Consider the following 20,776-nt stretch of genomic DNA (forward strand, 5'->3'; position numbering starts at 1 on the left):
TATTTGGGAAATAGTTTTCAATGAGCTGGCGCATGATATAAATATGACAATTGTGTGTGATTTTTTGAAGGAAAATCAATAGCAGCGATAACTACCTTTTAATCACATCCAAGATCTACTCTAGAAGCGATATCATTATTAGGGAAACAATTTCCAGAATTTGTAGATTGAGGTACATATCTTGTAAGATTAGGGTCTCTTAAGCTATTTTCAATGAATGATACAAGATTATCTATTTCGGTTTTATTTAGTTTTATGTCACCAAATTGTGATGCGAGATTTTCTGATGGAACTTCATTACTTTGAGGCACACCGTCTATTTTATACTCAATAACTTCTTTTATTGAAGTAAAAGTTCCTCCATGTCCATAAATACCATTATCCGTTAAATTATACAAAGTAGGAGTTTTAAATTTATAGTTATCCGCAGCAACTTTTGTAAAACCACCTCTTCCTTTTTTAACATCTTCGAAATTTACATTTGCGAGAACAAATGCATCACTTGTATTGTCAAAATCTCCCATACCAAAAGCATAAAAGTTTTTGTCATTTAGCGCTGGTCCGGTATGACATTGATAGCATTTTCCATCACCAAAGAATGCCCTTGCACCTTTTTTCTCATCATTAGATAGAGCACTGTAATTTCCTTTTAACCATTCTTGCCATGGAGATTGATTTGGTAATACAGTTCTTTCATATGCCGCAATAGCTAGCGCTGCATTTATAGTAGTATATCTTTCATTTACAGGAGAACCTGGGAAGGCATCATCAAACATTTGTTGATATCCAAAATTAGCGGCAAAATTATCATCTACTAATAAGCGGTGTACTCCTTGTCCTTTTATGGCTTGTACTTCAACGCCTTCAAAACCAATAAAATTTTCAGGAATATTTGTCCAATTTGCTTCGGTACCAAGATTTGTTCCTGAACCTCCGAATTGCCCGTTCCATAACATGATATCTTGATATGCCACATTTAATACAGTTGGCGACTTAATAGGTTGAATATCTGAATTACTTACAGCAATATTAGGATCAAATGTCCTACCTTCTCCATTAGTTCCAAAACCAACTCCTGCTTCTCCAATACCTTGTCTGATACCAGCACTAAAGCCTGCAGCTGCATGATGACAAGACGCACATGAATATGTGAATAAATTAGAAGCAGTTGTAGGGTTCCCTCCAGTGGCGGTTTCATGAAACAGAAGTTTTCCTAAGGTTACTTTTTCAGTAGTTATTGGATTTAATGGATCTTGAGGAATACTATTAAATTGGTTACTATCTGGAAGTATAAAATAGGATGCTCCTATCCCTCCAGAAATAGTTTCTAAATCATCTAGAATTTGTTTGTCTAATCCAGTTGGTCCTGAAGGTGCTTTCGAAAATGATGTTTGATCTACTTCTTTGTCAAGTAATATATAATCATCTTGTTCGCAGGAACATAATGTTAGAATGACGATAATCAGATATATATTTTTCATTAAAATAAGTTTAAATGTTATATTTTTTCGTTTAAAATTTTGAATAACCATTTGACAGATAACTTTTTTAATTGCAATAAAAGTTTATTCTTGAAAAGAACTTTAATCAGTAAATAGTTGTTGTCATTGAGTAGAGATATCAATTGATATACTTATATCTCTTAAACTATTTCCTGTAAATGGGACAAGATTTTTTATTTCAGTTTTAGTTAGTTTTATAGAACTAAAATGTTCTTCAAGATTCTCTGTTGGTACTTCTGCGTTTTGGGATAAAGTATCGATTTCATATTCAGTTATTCCATTTTCAAGTAATATATAGTCATCCTTTTCACAGGAAATCAGGGTCATAAGGGCAATAAGTAGGAATATTTGTTTCACGGGGTAAATTTTATTAATAGGTTATTTTTTAAATTAATTTGAATAGAAATTATTCTGCTTTATACACTAATCCTAGAGAGAAACCAGAAGCTCGATCATAGTTTTTTCCGCTCATATTAGTAATGTATCCAGAGGATATTCCGATACTTTGTTTGTATATGGGAACATAGAGATTAAGATAAAAATTGGTGTAATCTACTTCTGTTTCTGGTAATGCAGCAGCTCCACCAGCAGCCGCGAACTCTGGAGTACCTATATCTAATCCATCTAATGAATTCTGAGTTCCAACTTTTGCATGGGCGTAAAACCATTTGTTATAATATCCAAGTTTAGCACTGAAAAGTGTAGCATTCGGAATTTCAAAATCAGAATTGTTTCTTAAACTATATGCGGCCTGTAATTCGACAAAAAGATTAGAAGGAGTACTAAGCTGAATAAAACCGCAACCATCTACAGCAGTTGCTCCATTACCCAAAGAAAGTATCCCTGCTTCTTCATAACCTCCGACAGGTACAGAAACACCAGCAGCTCCTCCAATTGCTATTTTGGATTCGTTTAGATTTTTTTCTAGAACTTTTGCCTTTAAAAAAAGACTTAAATCTTGTATTCCACTTACTTCATCGGTCTGCGAAACAGGATCTAAAACACCAGTTTCGTTTTGTGTAGAAATATAAGGTAGCGTTACTGTACTAGATAACCAATTAAGTATGCCATATTCTCCATATACACTTATAACAGTTGATGAGATTTCTCCCATGTTCATCGGATTGGATTGGGTTTGATCGCTTCCACGAAAAAAATTGTCATAACTTTTGTAGGAGTATGAAGAAGCTAAAGTAAAGTCATTTTTCTGCGGAAAAAACCCATTTATAATGGTTTGAGCGGATGCAGATGAAAAAAAGATTAAACAGCATATTACCGTTGTTGTTTTAAGGTTGGTAATGTTAGTCATAATTTGGTGTATTTAGGTTTTAAGAGTGATTATTGGTTTGGTATACAGAGATCTCATATAATACTTTTATTTCTTCTATAGATTTGTAATTGATTAGTAAACTTACTAATCAAAGTATTGTATAAGTATCTGATTCTTGGTTAGAAAGAATAAAAAGTTAATAAAGTAAAAGAGGTTAGTTATTACTTGTTATAGGAGTTTTTTTGTCATTCTTGTTAATACTCCAATCGTAGGTAACATATTTTTTGGTTATTTGTTTATCTATCGTAATCGTTGAGTATTCATTGATAAAATCAATTACGTCCATATGGTTACTAGCAAAGTCATCTTCATACCATTCGAATAATTGGGAAATTCTAACTGTTTTGGAGTTGATCTGATTTCTTTGCGGGTCATTGATAAATTCTCTAGTTCTTTCTTCTAAGGCGTAACCAATGTTACTACTGGTATATGCTCTATTCCATAATCTAGGCGAAGACATAGATCCACAATTAAGCAAAAAATGAATTCTAGGATCTCCAAATTTTCTTAAGATACTATGTTCGATGTCATCCAAACTATATCGAACATCTTTTGATTTAAATGCTTTACGTTTCCATGGGTTTTCTATCTGATTTATGGATGCTATAGGATATTCATCAATAATCATTTTCATGACAGTAGCATTGTACACATTAAGCCAGTAAGCTAACTTTTCTTCTTTACTCCAATGATCTTCTGGAGAAATATTTTGTAGATATCTAAAGTATTTATAAAATACTAATACGTCATTTGTGACACCATCATAATCAACTAAGCCTTCGTCGGTAACGTTAAGAACCAGAATCTGATCCCATGCGTTATGATCGACAATTTCTTGTGAATTGATGTTAAAAAATGACAATGAAATTAAAAAAAATAAAGGGGTTTTAAGAGCTTTCATCTTGAGGTTATTTTAGGGGTTTTTTTTGTTAGTAGATAGATAAGTTACCTAAAAATTAGACTAAAAACAGATTTTTTATCTAAAAATTCGATGAAATACACGTAATTTCTTACAAATTATTGTAAGATTGTAACTACATTACTGTAAAACCATTAACATAACATTATTAAAATTTAACAATTTGTGTTTTTTGTAATTTTCCCCAAATATAATTTAGGCTCCATTATGACTTATACACCAGTTCAGAATTTTTGCTATGTTTTTGGCATCATCAATTCCTCTGTGATGGGTTCCTTCTAAAGGGATATTTAGGATCTCTAATGCTCCATTCATTCCAACTTTTTTCTGAAGATCTTTTGTCTTAATAAAAAGCTCTTTTACATTGATATGATTTTGAGATAATGGATATTCTATTTCTCTAAAACTACATTGTTTTTTCATCATATTTAAATCATATTGGCCATAACTTGCCCAGGTACGTTGGTGTCCCTGATATTTATTTCTCACAATTTTACAAGCTTCAGTAAATGAAATACCTTCTTTATCTAATAGGTCTTGCGTAATCGTAGTTAATTCTGTGCAGAAAGGACTCACTTCGGATCGTTCTGGTTTGATGAGAATTCCGTCATTTTCTGAAATTTCTCCGGTTTCTGTATTCAATAAACAGATACCTATCTCTATGATTTCATGTATTTGTCCTTTTGGTATTGGACCATTCCAGCATGTTGCTTCTAGGTCAATGATTATGATTGTATTTGTTGTTTTCATTTAGGTCTTTATAATTAAAGACCTTACAGTCTGCTGTTACAGATGGTAAGGTCCGGTTATTTTTAATTTTTCGGAATTGTTACTAATTCTTCTCTATCTAAAGGATCAATGTTTTGATCTAATAGTTTGATTGTAGCCTGTACTGCCCAACATTTGTCACTAGAATGGATATTAGAATATAAACCTAATAAATAAGACGGTTCTACGATCGTCCATCCTTTTGTATTACGAACTGGAATGTTCGCTTTTACAAAAAAGTCAATCGTGATTCTTACCGATTTTTCATCTTCTATGATCACGGTTTTTTCGTACCGTCTAAAGTTCTCATCACTTGGTAATTTATCATATCGCGTCCATACTTTTTGGAAATCATTCTCCAGTAATATGTTCATTACCTCCGCTACATTTTTTGGATCAACAAAAAGATCAATATCCTTATGATCGTGCGCATGTTTATATTCTGCATGTCCTACAGGTGATAGAAAATGCCAAGCCCAACCTCCAGAAAGTATTACTAATTCTTTTAATGGAGCTAGTACAGCTAACGCATATTGGATTCTATAGCTCGGCCATAGTTCTCCATATCTTTTTTTGTTGTGTGGCGCTCCCATATGTTTCGATTTTTTAGACCTGTCAGGTTTTTAAAACCTGACAGGTCTGGTTATATTATTTCTTTTTCTTCTTTGCCTTTTTAGAAGATTTCTTGGTATTCTTACCTTTTTTCTTCTTCTTTTTTGGCATTTTATCTTTGATTCTTTTTTCATCGCCTTCAATATCGCTTATGAAATAGTTGTTATAAGCATATATTTTAGCATTTTTTAGAACTTTGAGCGCTGCTTTGTATTCTTGTTTTTGTTCAAAAAGGATTCCTTTTTTTAAATATAATACAGCTTTATCTGTTCCTTTTAGCGTCAAAGCAAAATCAATTAGTTTTTCTGCTTCGTCATAATCTTCATTCCATAGTAAGACATTGATATATTTAGGATATACATCCAATGCATACATGTCTTCTGCTAGTGCCTGTTGGTAATACTCTTTTGCAGTTTCATAGTTTCTTAGGTTTTCTGCATAGATTTGCCCCATTAAGCATAGTGCTACTGGATTTTTTTCATCATATGACAATGCGTAGTTTAATGATTCTACGGCTTCTTCCAAGTTATATGGATATGCATCCAATGCCTGAAATAGGTATTTGTCTAGTAAATTTCCCATGATCTTAATTTTTTAATTCGTTGCGTAAATCTTTTTTTAATTGTTGTCGATTGGACGCATACGATTGTTTTTTATGTTCCTTTTTAAAATCAGTACCCTTAAAAACTCTAATTGGGTTACCACGCTGTATATTCAAGTGATTTTCCCATTGATCAGATAATGATTTTTGTAATTTGGTAAGCTGACTTTGATTTACTTTTTCTTTTAATCGTTCTATTGCGATTTTTTTATTTTGATGTTGTGATCTACTGTCCATAACTACTACCTGATCACCTGTAGGATGATAGGTAGCACGAACGGCAGAATTTACTTTGTTTACATTTTGACCACCAGGACCTGAACTCCGCATTGCCTGAAAAGAAATGTCTTTTTCTTTTATAGCTATGGTTTGTTCCTGTTTTACTTCATACATCCCGATAAACCAGTTTTTTCGTTTATGATGCTTCCTAAATTTAGAAGTACCAATCCATTGAATGGTTCCTATCCAGTTTCCTAAAAAATGGTCTATTTCTTTTCCCTTTAATTGTATGGTCGCAGATTGTACGGTTCCATTTTCAGTACCTTGTTCTCGCTGCAGTATGCTGTATGTATATCCGCTATTTTTAATTTCTTCCAGAAATAGTTTCAATACCTGAGCTACAACCCAGCCACATTCTGCAGGTCCTCTTCCGGCCGTTATTTGAATTATTTTAGTTTTCATTATTTCTTTTCTTTTTTAAACATTGAGGAGTTTTTTGATTCATTAAACTCCTCAATATTTTACTTATCCATTCGCACGATTTTTGGTGTAAATGTTCCTACTACCTCAACTAATTCTTGTTGATTAGCCATTACTTTAGTAATATCCTTGTAAGCCATAGGTGCTTCATCAATTCCTCCACCAATTAGTGTAACATCATTTACTTTTAATTCTTTTTTAATATCACTCTTGGTAAATTTCTCTTTACACTTTCTTCTGGAATGTAATCTTCCAGCTCCGTGTGATGCAGATTGCAAACTTTCTGGGTTTCCTAATCCTCTCACTATAAATCCTAGAGCTGTCATAGATCCCGGAATAATTCCTAGCTCGCCTTTTGCAGCAGGAGTAGCTCCTTTTCTATGCACGATACACTCCTCGCCGTTTACTTCTTGTTTCCAAGCAAAATTGTGATGATTTTCAATTTTTACAACCGGTCGTGATCCCAATAATTTTCCGATTCTGGCATGAATATCATCGTGACATGCTTGCGCATAATCTCCAGCAAGATTCATTGCTAACCAATATTCCTGACCATCGTGCGTATTTAGATCTAACCAAGCTAATTGTTGTACGTGCTTTGGCAATGGACATTGTTTGGTTGCTAAATAAGTATAGTGTTTTGCAATATTGGCTCCCAATCCTCTGGAACCACTATGTGATAGCACACCTATATACGTACCTACATCCAATCCCCATTCATTTTCTGTATCTGTAATAGCTACAGTTCCAAATTCTACAAAATGATTACCACCACCAGATGTTCCCAATTGTTTATATGCTTTGTCTTTCAATCTTTTTACTAGAGGTATGTTCTTAAACTCTTCTCTTTCAAAGATTTCATGATCATGCTTTATTTTATGGGTTTCATACATCCCGAATTTGGTGTGCTCAGACAATATGTTTTCCAATTGATGCTTTTTCCCTTTTAAATAGGAGATAGCAATCGGATAAATTGTTAGACACATTCTACATCCGATATCTACTCCAACTCCGTATGGAATCACTGCATTTTTTGTGGCAAGCACTCCGCCAATAGGCAAACCATATCCGCTATGTGCATCTGGCATTAAAGCTCCCGCAACTGCTACTGGTAACTTGAGTGCATCATACAATTGGTATTTTGCTTGCTCATCGATTTCATTTTCGCCATAAATCTGAAATGGTGATCTGGTAGTTTTTAAAGCGTGTTTTTTTACTTCCACTGGCTTTAGTAAACTCTCAGCAATCTTACCCCATACGCCATCACCTTGATAGGCTTCTGGATTTAATAATACTTTTTTGGCTTCTATTAATATGTGTTCTTTTTTTACTCTTTTTTGATATCGATTAATCTGACCCAATGTCACATTAATACTATTGTTTTTTGGAAAGCCTAATTTGATTAAGTCTTTTCCGCTTAATTTCTTTCCCATGATATTTCTTCTTTTATAATTTCTTGGATCTTATATTTTTTTAGATCCCTTAATTTGCTATTCGTTTTTAGCTTTTCTTTTCTACTTTTGAAGATTTGCCAATAATCTCTCCAGTTGTATTGTTTCTGTACCTCTTCGAAGTATCCGTTTTTTAGTAATTGTTGCTCTAGTAATGCATCTTCACTTTCTAGTTGAGGATCAATTCGTTTGCTATGCGTAACATATGCTTTCGTGAATTTGATCTTATAAGTACCTTTAGGTAAGTTGACATAAAACCGAAGTTTTAGTTTCTTATCCTTGGTATAATATCTAAAAGGAATACACATTCTCTGTGCACCATCACTTAACTTATTAAAGGACCTACGGCTTATGGTTGGAAGTTCTTTGTTAATTAAATATTTTGAAGTTTCCTGAAGCCATTTTTTTTCAGCTTCTTCTTTAGTTCTTCCCCAAAATGATTTTTCTAACTTTTTATGTAATTCTTCAATGTATCTTTGATTTTTATATTTTTCTACATTTTTGGTAATTACAGATTCTTTAAACCAACCATGACGAATAGGTTTTTCTAATTTTATATAACCTAGATTTCGTTGTTCTTCCCAGATTTTACGCTGTCTTTTTTGAATACGATGAATTTCTTTTTGTCTTTGGCTTTTAATATGTGCCGGTTTCATTAGACATTTTTTTAATTCATAATTGTCTTATTAATGATTCCAGCATATCTCTTGACATCTGAAACCTTAACTGTTTTGGTTACAAAATTTCATTTGATTATTATTTAGGTTAATGTTTGTTTATTTTTCGGACACTTCGACAAGCTCAGTGTGACAACTGGATATATCAATTGATCATTGACATTCTGAGTGCTAATTAATTCTAAGAAGAGTTATTAAAAATAAAAAGTCCGAAACTTTTTCTGGCTTCGGACTTTATATCAAACTGTTGTAATCAGTTTATGAGTTATAGAAGTCCCGAAGCATATACATAAAAGAACCTAGTTCTCTTGATGTATCTGTGTATATGTCTGTAAAGGTCATAGTACTTCGGTTATTAATAGTTATTATTATGTTCTGTTACACTTCGACAATGCCTGTCCTGAGCTTGTCGAAGGGCTCATTGTGACATTGCTGTATTGCGGTGCAAATATGAAATCTATTTTTTAAGTGTGCAAATTATTTTTAAATTTATTTTATTGATTTTCAATAAGTTACGCTTGTTTTTAAGCAAGGAAGCCCCTGTTCGTTTAGTGACGAATATTGATCTATTAGCTAATTAACTGTAGTTCTTATATGTATCGTTCAAATAACATTGTGTTGACAGTTCATAGTTTTTAAAAAATAATACATAAAAAAAGCGTCCATTTTTTTTTGGACGCTTTTAGAATATATCTTTTTTTAGTTTTTTATCTATGCTTTCGATCTGAAAACAGCTTTACAGCGTCCTTTTTTATGTGTATAAAATAAATTCATAGATAGTTAAAACTTGTTTTTTGTTCTTAATTCAGGTGCAAATATGGGATTATTAAGTATAAAGTTCCAAATTTCAGGAATAATTCTTTTTGATTCTGAATAAGATAACAACATTGAAATTCATTTAAGATATGATTTTTAAAACCCATATTTAATACCGATTTGTGCTCTCCATCTAGAATTTTGTAAATCTACGTTCCAAGGTTGCTCATCTGGATCGATATTAAATTGATATTGCGGTTGTTCATTTTCTATTCCAACAAAATTGAGTAAACTAAAACTTGAATTAACTACATTAGGTACAAATACTAAGCGTCCCCAATCACGATTGATAAAGTTAAACACATTTAGCATATCTAAAGATACCGTGATACTATGTCCGTTTTTTAGTTGTTTTCCATATTGCAATTTCATATCTAATTCATGATTCCAAGGAGTTTTGGCTCCATTTCTTTCTACATAATTACCTCTTCTGTTTCTTAAGTAAGAATTGTTTTCTATATAGTTGTTTAATTGTTGCCACTGTTCATTTGCTGTGGTTGTAACAATACCATTATTATCAACAATATCTACTAGTTGTATTTCTGATTGATCTCTGGGTACATATATTAAATCATTTCTAGAGGAACCATCTCGATTAGGATCTCCTTGGTAAACGAATGAATATGGGCTTCCGGAGCGACCATTATATAAAAATGAAATTCCAGCTGAATGTGTTTTTCCAAAATTAATGTCGTAAGAATGTGTAGATACGATTTTATGTCTGAGATCAAAATTAGAAAAGGAAATAGCAGGTTCATTCCCGAAAACAGCCTGATTCCATTCGAAGTTGGCCGCAGGAGAACTTCTAACGGTACTTGAGATATCTTTACTTTTACCGTAGGTGTATCCTAAAGTTCCTAGATAATTTCCTATTCTTTTAGAAACATTTGCGGTTATATTGTAGCGGTACCCCTTATCGGTATTAGTTAATAGAAATACATTGGTAAAATTTGGATTAACTTTTATATCCTCGCCAGTTTGCAAAAAGTAAGGACGATTATCAGCACCAGCAAAATTTCCAAGTTCATTTCTGCGATTAATGGATTGAAAAAATAATCCATTTAATACTTCGGTATATGTTCCTTCTAGGTTTATTGCCCATTGATGAGGTAATTTTGCTTCAAAAGCTAGATTTGTTTTCCACTCTCTAGGTAATGTAAAATCATTATCAATTAGATTAATTTCAGTAAGATTAGGTTGTACACTTCGCAAATCAGCAAGATTTTCGGTAAGAGGAGTAGTATCAGTAGGTCGTAAATCAATATTAAAATATTCTGTTCCGGAGATATATTCTACATATGCGAACCATAAATATGGAATTCTACCAGAAAATAGTCCAGTACCTCCACGTAGTTTATATCTATTATTAGTATCCAATGAATAATTGAATCCTAAACGAGGATTAAATTGTGGTGCATTGGAAATTTTATTGTCAAACTGACTAAATTCTGGTGTATTTAATACTTCCTGACTGATGGGTAAGTCACTTGGTAGAAATTGTGCATCGAGTCGAATACCTGCGGTAACAGAAAATCGGTTAGAAATTCTAAATTGATCTTGTAGATAAAGTGCTGTTTCTATAACCGAAACCGTTGCTGATGGTCGACTAGTTACAAAATCAAAATCATTATTATTAATATTATATACTCCTCGCACACGACTAGGATTGTCATCTAAAAAATCTTGCACGGATCGGTATTCCCAGCGTCCGTTCCAAGCCGATAAAAATCCATAATCTACATCATGAAATTGGGCTAATCCACCCGCTGTTATTGTATGTCTTTGTGAAGTGTACGATACTTTATCTGCTAATTGTAGTGTAGAGAAATCAGTACTATATACTGAAGCTTCTCGATAGGTTCCGGCAAATATTCTATTACTAGAATTAGAAGCTATTTGGATATGTGGAAATACACGTCCATCAAAATCTCTGTCTTCTTTTACCGTATTGTATCCTAACGTAAGTTGGTTCGTAATTCCATTAGTAAGATTGGATTTTAACTCCAATGCTAGACTATTGGCAATACTGTTATGTCGATATCCTTGATTCCCAAAGTTAAATATAGAAGAACTCCATTCTAAATTATCAGCAAAACTGTTTACATAGTTATTACGTAACGTTATTTTATGCTGATCTGATAGATTATAATCTAGTCGAGCAAATATCTTGGTACTTGCAGTTTTAATAGAAGCGTTAGTAAAAGAACCTGGATCATAGTTGTATTCAGAAATTAGACGGTCAGCAATTAATTGTACATCTTCTGAAGAAATATTAGAGGTTGTACTACCAGGAGCATTTAGTACAGGATTATCAGAAAGTGCTTGTTCTACATTTACATAATAAAACAACTTATCTTTTATAATTGGACCACCGATTCCACCACCAAACTGAACATCATAAAAATTAGAACTTTCTTGTTTAATACCATCCGCATAATTACCTAATAAAAGCTGATTGTTTCCGTATCCATATACTTCTGCTTTTGTGGTATTGGTTCCGTTTTTAGTTACTAGATTAATGCTAGCTCCACTAAAATTTCCTATGCTTACATCGAATGGAGCTAATTTTACGGAAAGCTCTTTTATAGCACCTAATCCAATTGGTTGGGTTCTAGAGAGACTTCCTGGGGTTCCGTTGGCAGAAGATCCTGCCGCTCCACTTGCAGGTTCCTGAAAACCGATCACATCATTATTAGCAATACCATCGATATTAAGATTGTTAAAACGATTACTAGCACCACCAAAAGAATTAAGGTTGTTTTCTGTTAGATTTTTAGTAAGATCCTGAATACTTCTGTTGATAGTTGGAGTGGTTCTAAGTTCTCGTTTTCCTAGTAAGGTTTCATTACCGTTTTTTTGACTTTTAGAAGAACCTGTTACTACAACAGTTTCTAAGGATACACTATCTTCAGACATGACAAAGTTTTTAATGGTGGTATTCCCTAATTGAATCGTAATATTCTCTTCAATTACGGTCTCAAAACCTACATACGAAATCTGTAATTTATAGGTATTGGAAGGGGATAGGTTGGTGATATTGTAAAAACCATTTTCTTCAGAAATAGTCCCATATTTATAGTTGGTAGAAACATCGATACATTGAATAGTTGCGAAGGGTATAGGGTTATTTTTAGTATCGGTAAGTGTACCCTGAAGCGTTCCCGTGGTTTCTTGAGAAATGATTAGATAAGGTGTAAAAAAAATAAAAATGACTTTAAGAAAGAGTTTCATGTATTATAATATAATTGAGCGTATCATTAACCACATAGTAAGACGTTTATCGAAACGTTTAAGATTACTTAGACGCATCAATACACGATATCATCCATAGGTTGATTAGTGTTTTTTTAATAAAATAAGAGGATATGATGTCTAAAAAACATCTTTTTTACATATTAGTAGATAAGATGCGGAGACCCTTTATTATAATATGTTTTTAATGAAATATGTAATAGAAGTATTTGTCCGGAAGAAGTTGTTTTTTCCCTTTTTTGAAATATTATTTGTAATACACTTCGTAATTTTTTTAACAGAAATGGAAGTGTTTTATATATGTTTGTAATATCGGAAAAATGATCCAGATCATATAGAAAATCTAATTGAGAAAAAGACCTATTATAAGACTGTAGATATGCATAAAGTTCATTTCTTACATTAGAAGTGTTCCAAGAAAATTGAGCAAATTCTTTTTTATGAAAAGTCTCTTTATGAATTCCTAAAAGATAGAAACCTCCATCATAAGAAGGGCCAATCGCAGAGTGTCCTTTTTGTATAGCCTCAACTGCTTTTAGAAGATGGGTCTTACTAAGATTAGGTGTGTCATTTCCCAATGTAATTACCGCATGATACCCTTTTTTATAAATATCACTGATTGCATTCGAAAAGCGTTCTCCAAAACCAGTACCGGATTGTTGTTGTTCGTTATATACAAAATAATCTAATCCTGTTTTTTTGACTAAAGTAATCGTTCTAGAAGTAAGATCTGATTGTAATGAACTGTTCTTTAGAAAAGGTTTTCTTTTAATTTCCTCTTCTTGCGAAAGTGCAAAAACTAGAATTGCAATATTTTTTTTATTACAGATCAAAAAGGTGCTTTAAGGTATTAATTGTCATACTCAGTCAAGATAAAGAAATAAAACTTACAAAAGAATGTGGATTATTTTTTTAATGTATTTCTTTTATGAGTTACCTAAATCGTAAAAGTAATTCCCTAAATGAAAAGGTCATCTCACTCGATACGTATTGAGAATCGTCATCTAACTAGATACTTTTGAAAAAAAACAATCATGAGGGCATACTCAATTATTTTATCCGTTTTTAGTATTTGTATTCTATTTTTTGGTTTCAAAAAGGGCGAAGTTTCTGATGACCAAAAGATTACTGATGATCCAAGTAATGAACAGATTACAGAAGAAATTAAAATTAAGGAAGGAATACGTGTTCAGAATCTTACGTTATTTATGATTACAGGTGAAGAAAAAATATCTGGTGATATTTATAAAACCTTATCTGAAGCAATGAATAGAAGGGAAGTGACGGTAAAAGAAACAGGAAATGTAAATCAATTGCTATTGGATAATAATAGCGATGATTATATATTTATTCATTCTGGAGATATTGTAAAAGGAGGAAAACAGGATAGAACAATAAGTTATGATGTAATTATTCCTCCAAAAGCGAAGAATGTAGAATTACAAAGTTTTTGTGTAGAACAAGGTAGATGGAGACAACGTGGTAATGAAACTCTTTCTTCTTTTGCGTCTAATACCAAAATGTTATCATCTAGAGAATTAAAACTTGCTGCAAGACACGAAAAAAATCAGAGTAAGGTTTGGGGAAAAGTAGCGGAACAGAAGGATCGTTTAAATGATAATCTTTCCAGAAAAAATGGAAAAACGGTAAATGTAGCCAATAACGCATCCAATACGAGCTTGCAATTAGCGCTAGAGAGTGACGAATTGGATAGTGCAAAAAAAGAATACTACAATAAGTTTAAGGATTTACTAACAACGGAAAATACAATTGGATATGCATACGCAATCAATGGTAAAGTTTATGCAGTAGAGATCTATAATAATCAACGTCTTTTTAAGAATTTGTGGGATAAAATATTAGAATCGATTATTGTCGAAGCTATTAGCGAACAAAATGATAAGGATTATGAGGCTTGTACAGTAAAAGATGTAACGAAGTTTATGGATGCAATTAAAACTGAAAATAAAGGTGTGGTTAAAAACGTTAATAAAACAACCAATTTCAGAACCGTTCAAAATAGCAACGGGAATATCGTTTTTACTACGGAAGATGTGGATAAGAAAAGATGGATTCATAAAAGTTATATGAAAAATGAAAAGACAAATGCTGTTCAGTCTAAAGAAGATTTTCCTTACAGAAGAATACAACAGCGCAATCGTTAGGTGTTTAGTTGTATTGAAGTTTGGATTGTAAAATAGTAATAGCTTTTATAAAAATTTTGTATAATTCACCGCAACCATCAGGTAAGAGTTTCATCTATGAAATAACATATAACTTTAATCATGAAAAATATACTTGTCCTTCTTTTAATCGGAGTTACAATTTTGAGCTGTTCGAATGATGATGATGTTGCAAACCCAACTAATTGTGATTTTACAACTTTGGTAGATGCTTCAGAATATGCGGATGCGCCTTCAGATCAAGTAACCATTAATAGTGTAGCAATAGCTGATAATTGTTTAAAAGTCAATTTTGGAGCGTCAGGTTGTGATGGAAATACTTGGGAACTAAAATTAATTGATTCCGAGAGTGTATTTGAATCCAATCCGCCCCAAAGAAATTTAAGATTGTCATTGAAAAATGAAGAAGTTTGCCAAGCTTTTATTACCCAAGAATTGGATTTCGATATTTCGAATCTACAAGTTGAAGGGAATCAAGTCTTGCTAAATATTACAAATTCTGACCAAACTGTTTTATACGAATACTAGAAGATTTTAAAGCAATTTTAGCATTAGTTGATACTAATATTCACTTTGTGTCATTTGCAATCGGTTATGGTAATTGTATAACTACTGTTATGCGTTTTTCCTTCATCGAGTTTTTGGATCCCTTCTTTTTCTTCGATGTTTTGGGTGGTATCTTCTACGTCAGCATATCCTAACCAAGGTTCTATACAGACATAAGGAGCTTTGGGTTTTGCCCATATACCAAGATCGGGAAAATCCTTTAAATCCATAGAAAGTACTGCCCCTTTTTCTTTATGAACAAGAGTGGCCTTTTCTGCTTTGATGTTCTTAAAAATAAGTGCGTCATTATCAAAAAGAGAATCGGTAAGCCAGATTTTGTGATCTTCTATGACAGATATAGTTTGATTACTAATCAATCCATTTGATGTAAGTACGTAACAATCAGTATTGTTCATTTTTTCTAATAAAATATAATAATCTTCATAGTTTTCTGACGAGTGTATAGGACAATTGAAAGCTGGATGTCCTCCAACTGAAAAAAACATGGGTTGCGAACCGTTATTATTTATACTATGCGAAATTATGATTTGATCGTTGACAAGTTCAAAACTAATGACGAAATCAAATGTAAACGGATAACTATTAAGTGTTTCTTCTGAAGTAGATAGCGAAAATGAAACTTTAGTAGGATTGTTTTGCGTTCCTATTACATTTTTATTGTGTCGGATAAATCCGTGTTTTGGTAAAGAATAACTTTTCTTTTTATAAGTATATGTTCCATTTTTTAATCCTCCAACGATAGGAAACAGCACAGGAGCCCGACTTGCCCATATAGTAGGATCACCTTGCCATAAAAATTCTTTATTATCTTTTTTGGTTTTGATACTTGTTAATTCTGCTCCAATACTATCAATACTAACAATTAGGTGGTCGTTTTCTATAGTGTGAATCATATACGTATTATGTTGGTTAATGGTTATTACAAAAGTAAAGAAAGAAGTTACTTCGATATATGAATCTATAGAAAAGGTTCTAAAAAACCTATTAATTTTGTTCCATCCGAACTCCATCGGATTCCATGACCGCTTGGTACTCTAATCTCATATACATATTCGTGTTGATAATGATAAAAGATATTCCACCAAGTTTTATTTTCTATAATTTCTAGAATACGTTTTCTTACTTTTTCTTCTTTCTGAGTAGGGTTACCTTTTATTTCTCCCCAAAAATTATCAGTAGATCTTCCGATATGTTTTTCCCAAGCTCTGGTAGCTATACAGATTTGATGATTAAAAGGAGTAAAACAACTAGCTAGTAATGTTTCTTTTAATGGCGGAATCGCCTCTTCATTCTGTAACGTGGCTGAGGTACATCGTTGACCAATAAGCAATAAAAGATGCTCAAAAGGTGTGTTTTCAATAATCGCTGCCCAATCTTTTGGAGTTGTGTTGTTTTCAGCAAGAATTGTTTTAAAATTCTTGAACGCTTCGGATTGTGAAGATGTTATTTCTTCATCAAAATGGGGGAGTGGATGTTTATCTGGAATTCCAAACTGATGATAATGTTCCAGATTTTTGGAGAAAACTTGTAGATGTTCTTCTTGTAAAAAATCAGCATAGCGTTCCTTCCAGGAATCTGAAAGGAACTGTTTGCTGTTTTGTATGGTTGGATATAGGTTCATTGGAATTTTTCTTAAACAGGAATCACGATTCTTGCTTTAAAGCCTTTGTTTTTTTGCGTATCAAAAGTAATAGTCCCACCAATTGCTTCTATACGTTTTTGAATATTGCGTAGTCCATTTTTAGAGATTAATTGAGTAGTATCGATGCCAATTCCGTTGTCTGTATAATTAATCTGTATGCTTTTACCTTCGTTAGCAAATATAACAGCTACACGATCTGCTTGACTATGCTTTTGCATATTGGTCATTAATTCCTGTAAAACTCTATAGGTTGCTATTTTTATAGTACTGTTTGTGTGCTTCCAGAGAATGGTATCTACACCTTTTTGGACCAGTAGCAAATCTTTATTAGTATAGTTTTGAAGCATATTTTTCAGTTCTTTTTCAAAAGTTAGGTCGATTTCAAAATCGCTATTTTCTCTGGAAATATCGCGCGCTTTGGTATAACTTTTATTTAGTTTCTCTAGTAGTTGAGGGTTATAGTTGGGAGTATTTTGATATTGTGTCATTACCTGAAAAATATCATTACCCAACTCATCATGTAATTGTTTGGCGATACGTGTTTCTGTTTCATAAGCAGTTTGAAACTGTATGATTTTACTTTGTTGTTTAAGGTATTTGTTGCGTTGTATCGCAAAATAGATTACAAATCCAATAAGTGTACATAATAATATGATACCCAAAAGATAGATGGTGTTTTGATCTTGTACTTGTTGTATTTCCTTGCTTTTTTGTTCATTTTCTTTTTGTAGCGTATTACTCTCATATCGTATACGTGCAAATTGATTTTTGAACAAATTATCCCTTTGAGTAAGGCTATCATTAAGGTGAATATACTTCATAGCATATTTTTGCCCTTCTTCTGGAATACATACTAGAGCTAATAATTTATAGGCTTGAAGTAGATCATCATTATCTCGATCTTTTGTAGCATTTTCCTTGGACTTTTTAGCAAACATTCTGGCTAGATATTGATTACCTTGTGATTCATAATATTCGGATAGATGAAGAAAACTTGTAGATAGCCCATACATGTCTTTGACACTATCTCTTATTCGATATGCTTTATTAAATAGGAATAATGAACTATCATTATTTTTATTCGCAAGAAACTTTACATATCCTAAATTATCTAGTAATCTTGCTTCGTGTTTAGGATTTTTGGATAAAAAGTCCGCATAAGACAACCCTTTACGGTAATGTGTTACAGCTAAATCATATTTTTTTTGAGATTTGTAAACCGTTCCTATGTTATTATTTGATTGAGAAAGATAAAATATCTCTTTTTTAGTGTTTTTCGCATATTCAATTGCTTTTTTGTAATACAATATAGCCTCTTCATAGTTTCCTAAATCTTTCGAAGAGATACCTAGACTATTATATGATAAAGGTATATATGATAAATTACCGGATATTTTAAATCGCTCAATCGCCTGGATAGCCAATGCCTCACTTTGGTTATAATCCTTTACTTTCCTAGATAGTTTGGCTAAATCAACTAGTGTGATTCCATGGTAAAAGAAATAATCCGTGGGTTTAAAACTACTATTTACATCAAAGGAAAAGTATAGTTTATTAGCTTGATAAAAACAGTAATACGCACTGTCCAAGTTCAAATTCCTTCTATAATAAATTCCAAGATTGGAATATGATTTCGCTATTCCCAAAGAATCATTTAATTGTTTGGATAGCTTTAACATTTCCTCATCTAATTTTTTAGAGATTTCAAACTCTTTTAACCGATAATGAGTACCAGAAATCTTATCAATTTTCTTTCTTTTATATGTATTGTCTTCCAAAGTATTATAGATAGTGTAGGCAGAATCCAGATATTTTTTTCGTTTCTCTTTGGTTTTAGTTTTATCTTCAGCTTGTTCTATAAAGTGATCAATAGGATCTATGGATTCTAGTGGAACAGTTTCTTCCTGATCACAACTGCAATGTAAGAAGCAAATAAAGAGTATAAGAATACCTGTTATTTTTTTGATATTAAAAACCATAGACTGTTTTAATTATAAATTTTAAAATACTAAAAATATACGGAGTGTAAAATATACTCCTCTATATCTTGTTTCATTCCAAAGAAGGACTAAGGATAGTTGTTTTTAGGAATTATATAATTACTTAATACGGTTAATAGGTTTCCTCCTATGCTTGAATGGTATCTAAGATCAACTTATAAAACTGAGCTTCCTTTAAGAGGGAGCTCAGTTTTGATTAAGTTTATTTACTTTGTTTTTTTCTCCTTTTCACTCTCCAAGGAGCATTGATACTAAAATCTCCCGCCATAATAGATCCGTATGGCATCACTTCGTCTATTACAGTACCCAACCCAAATTCCTCCATCTGATTTCTTACAGTTGCGGCATTTTTATAAGCACTAGGTAATTCAGAAATATCAATTTCTTTAGAGAAAAAACGCACATCTAAACCTTCTGTTTCGATGGCAAAGATTTCTTCATTAGTTTGTCCTTCTTTATTTCTCTTATGCTGCGTTCTACTCATATTTCTACCTGCTCCGTGTGGTGCAAATCCCAAATTATTTTCTGTAGTTGCTCCTTCGACAATTAATACAGGTTCAGCCATATTTAATGGAATCAATCTTGGTCCTGTGATATCTGGCATAAACTTTTTATCTAATGGTGTTGCTCCTTTTGCATGATAAAATAAGTCACCTTCTTTAAAGACAAAGTTATGTTCGTTCCAATATCTATCTTCTGCTTCTAGATCTAACGTTTTCAAAGTTGCATCATGAATCACTTCATGATTTAATTTTGTCCATTTTCTGATCGTTTGTAATGCCGACCAGTAGTTTTGACCTTCTTCGGTATCAAAAGGAATCCAAGCATTTTGCTTTAGTGTATCTGGAGATAAATCTTTTCTGAACTTATCGGCGATATGCATTCCTTTTTTATACAATCTGGCTCCAATACCTCTGGATCCGTGATGTGTGATCATCATGGTATTTCCAGTTTTGGTAGAAGTTCCTACAAACAGAAAATGATTTCCATCTCCTTGCGTTCCTAGATGTTCCCTAGCCATACTAATATCTTTATCTTCTCTAAGAAAGAAGTTAGATTTAAATTCTGCTAACAATTCATCGGTCAGCTGATATTGGTGTCCTCTAGGCCTTCCGCCAGGTCCAAAATGAGTACTAGCATGTGCAGCATCTAATACTTTTTTAGGATCCATTTTACCAAAATCAGTTAACATCACAGAACAGCAGATATCTGCGCTATGCATTCCTGGATGAATTGCATTTTTAGCGACTACTACGCCGCCTACAGGAATAGTTCCTTTTGGGCCAGATGGACATGCATCCGGCATCACGGCACCGTTTATAATGGTTGGAGTTTTCATCAATTCCTTCATGGAGTCAGTTACTTTGGTAATATTATCTTGCTCTAACTCGTTCTCTGCTTTAATATTAATTTTAAAGTCTATAGCAGTTTTATGTAACTCCTGGATAGGAGGCATTTTATATTGTTCTAAATAGGTATGCATTGCTTCATCAGCTAATTGATGGGTGTTGATATGTTCAATAGCTTCTGGGAACCATTTACCAGATCTAAATCCTAAATCAATCAATGTCTTTCCGGTAATGTTAATTTTATTTTTCATTGTATTTCTAATTAATGAAGCAAAGATTAGATTGTATTACGCAATAGTTTTGCGTAGTAAATATTTTTTTTAATAATTTGTAAATTTAATCAACCTCTCTTTAATTTTATTTTCGAGTTATGTTTTTAGACCAAATGTCATTTTTTATGGTTTTTTT

Annotated in this window: 18 protein-coding genes; 2 read left to right on the forward strand and 16 right to left on the reverse strand. The window is 32.5% G+C overall.

Annotated elements, in window-relative coordinates; translation table 11 throughout:
• Positions 1-98 precede the first annotated feature (98 nt).
• From NMK29_RS00910 to NMK29_RS00965, 12 genes are all read right to left on the reverse strand, one after another.
• The gene (locus NMK29_RS00910; RefSeq protein WP_108805488.1) at positions 99-1,481 is read right to left on the reverse strand and encodes a cytochrome-c peroxidase; all 1,383 of its coding nucleotides are present in this window, start codon (positions 1,479-1,481) and stop codon (positions 99-101) included.
• 123 nt (positions 1,482-1,604) lie between these two features.
• Complete coding sequence (locus NMK29_RS00915; RefSeq protein WP_108805205.1) at positions 1,605-1,829, reverse strand: hypothetical protein; 225 nt, start codon at positions 1,827-1,829, stop codon at positions 1,605-1,607.
• A gap of 79 nt (positions 1,830-1,908) precedes the next feature.
• Positions 1,909-2,811, reverse strand: coding sequence for a hypothetical protein (locus tag NMK29_RS00920; RefSeq protein WP_108805206.1), 903 nt, complete (start codon positions 2,809-2,811; stop codon positions 1,909-1,911).
• A gap of 175 nt (positions 2,812-2,986) precedes the next feature.
• Complete coding sequence (locus tag NMK29_RS00925; RefSeq protein ID WP_108805207.1) at positions 2,987-3,733, reverse strand: DUF547 domain-containing protein; 747 nt, start codon at positions 3,731-3,733, stop codon at positions 2,987-2,989.
• A gap of 213 nt (positions 3,734-3,946) precedes the next feature.
• Positions 3,947-4,501 (reverse strand): 3'-5' exonuclease, encoded by a 555-nt coding sequence (locus NMK29_RS00930; protein ID WP_108805208.1) that lies wholly within the window; start codon positions 4,499-4,501, stop codon positions 3,947-3,949.
• Positions 4,502-4,563: 62 nt separating this feature from the next.
• Entirely contained in the window at positions 4,564-5,112 is a 549-nt protein-coding gene (locus tag NMK29_RS00935) for a hypothetical protein (RefSeq protein ID WP_108805209.1), read from the reverse strand.
• 55 nt (positions 5,113-5,167) lie between these two features.
• Entirely contained in the window at positions 5,168-5,713 is a 546-nt protein-coding gene (locus tag NMK29_RS00940) for a hypothetical protein (protein WP_108805210.1), read from the reverse strand.
• Positions 5,714-5,717: 4 nt separating this feature from the next.
• Positions 5,718-6,413, reverse strand: coding sequence for a peptide chain release factor H (gene prfH, locus NMK29_RS00945; protein ID WP_108805211.1), 696 nt, complete (start codon positions 6,411-6,413; stop codon positions 5,718-5,720).
• 59 nt (positions 6,414-6,472) lie between these two features.
• Positions 6,473-7,864 carry an RtcB family protein gene (locus NMK29_RS00950; RefSeq protein WP_108805212.1) on the reverse strand — a complete coding sequence of 464 codons (1,392 nt, stop codon included), beginning with the start codon at positions 7,862-7,864 and terminating at the stop codon, positions 6,473-6,475.
• Positions 7,849-8,538 (reverse strand): hypothetical protein, encoded by a 690-nt coding sequence (locus NMK29_RS00955; protein WP_108805213.1) that lies wholly within the window; start codon positions 8,536-8,538, stop codon positions 7,849-7,851. The genes NMK29_RS00950 and NMK29_RS00955 overlap by 16 nt, the downstream gene beginning before the upstream one ends.
• Positions 8,539-9,471: 933 nt before the next feature.
• Entirely contained in the window at positions 9,472-12,606 is a 3,135-nt protein-coding gene (locus NMK29_RS00960) for a TonB-dependent receptor (RefSeq protein ID WP_108805214.1), read from the reverse strand.
• Positions 12,607-12,770: 164 nt separating this feature from the next.
• Entirely contained in the window at positions 12,771-13,460 is a 690-nt protein-coding gene (locus tag NMK29_RS00965; RefSeq protein ID WP_108805215.1) for a DUF2064 domain-containing protein, read from the reverse strand.
• Between the two features lie 201 nt (positions 13,461-13,661).
• On the opposite strand from NMK29_RS00965, the gene NMK29_RS00970 reads away from it, so the two are divergent.
• Together NMK29_RS00970 and NMK29_RS00975 are read left to right on the forward strand one after the other, a co-directional pair.
• Entirely contained in the window at positions 13,662-14,792 is a 1,131-nt protein-coding gene (locus tag NMK29_RS00970) for an ARPP-1 family domain-containing protein (protein ID WP_108805216.1), read from the forward strand.
• Positions 14,793-14,912: 120 nt separating this feature from the next.
• Positions 14,913-15,338, forward strand: a complete 426-nt coding sequence (locus NMK29_RS00975) for a hypothetical protein (protein ID WP_108805217.1) — start codon at positions 14,913-14,915, stop codon at positions 15,336-15,338.
• A 50-nt stretch (positions 15,339-15,388) separates the two neighbouring features.
• Here the strand turns inward: NMK29_RS00975 and NMK29_RS00980 are convergent, their stop codons facing one another.
• The 4 genes from NMK29_RS00980 to NMK29_RS00995 form a co-directional block, all read right to left on the reverse strand.
• Positions 15,389-16,270 (reverse strand): aldose 1-epimerase family protein, encoded by an 882-nt coding sequence (locus NMK29_RS00980; RefSeq protein ID WP_027395321.1) that lies wholly within the window; start codon positions 16,268-16,270, stop codon positions 15,389-15,391.
• Positions 16,271-16,335: 65 nt separating this feature from the next.
• Entirely contained in the window at positions 16,336-16,998 is a 663-nt protein-coding gene (locus NMK29_RS00985) for a hypothetical protein (protein ID WP_108805218.1), read from the reverse strand.
• Positions 16,999-17,009: 11 nt separating this feature from the next.
• The gene (locus NMK29_RS00990) at positions 17,010-18,998 is read right to left on the reverse strand and encodes a tetratricopeptide repeat protein (protein ID WP_108805219.1); all 1,989 of its coding nucleotides are present in this window, start codon (positions 18,996-18,998) and stop codon (positions 17,010-17,012) included.
• Positions 18,999-19,221: 223 nt separating this feature from the next.
• A complete protein-coding gene (locus tag NMK29_RS00995; protein ID WP_199915072.1) occupies positions 19,222-20,619 on the reverse strand; it encodes an RtcB family protein in 1,398 nt (465 codons plus the stop codon).
• Between the last annotated feature and the right edge of the window lie 157 nt (positions 20,620-20,776).

The sequence above is a fragment of the Aquimarina sp. Aq107 genome, assembly GCF_943733665.1.
In the GTDB taxonomy this organism is placed as follows: Bacteria; Bacteroidota; Bacteroidia; order Flavobacteriales; family Flavobacteriaceae; genus Aquimarina.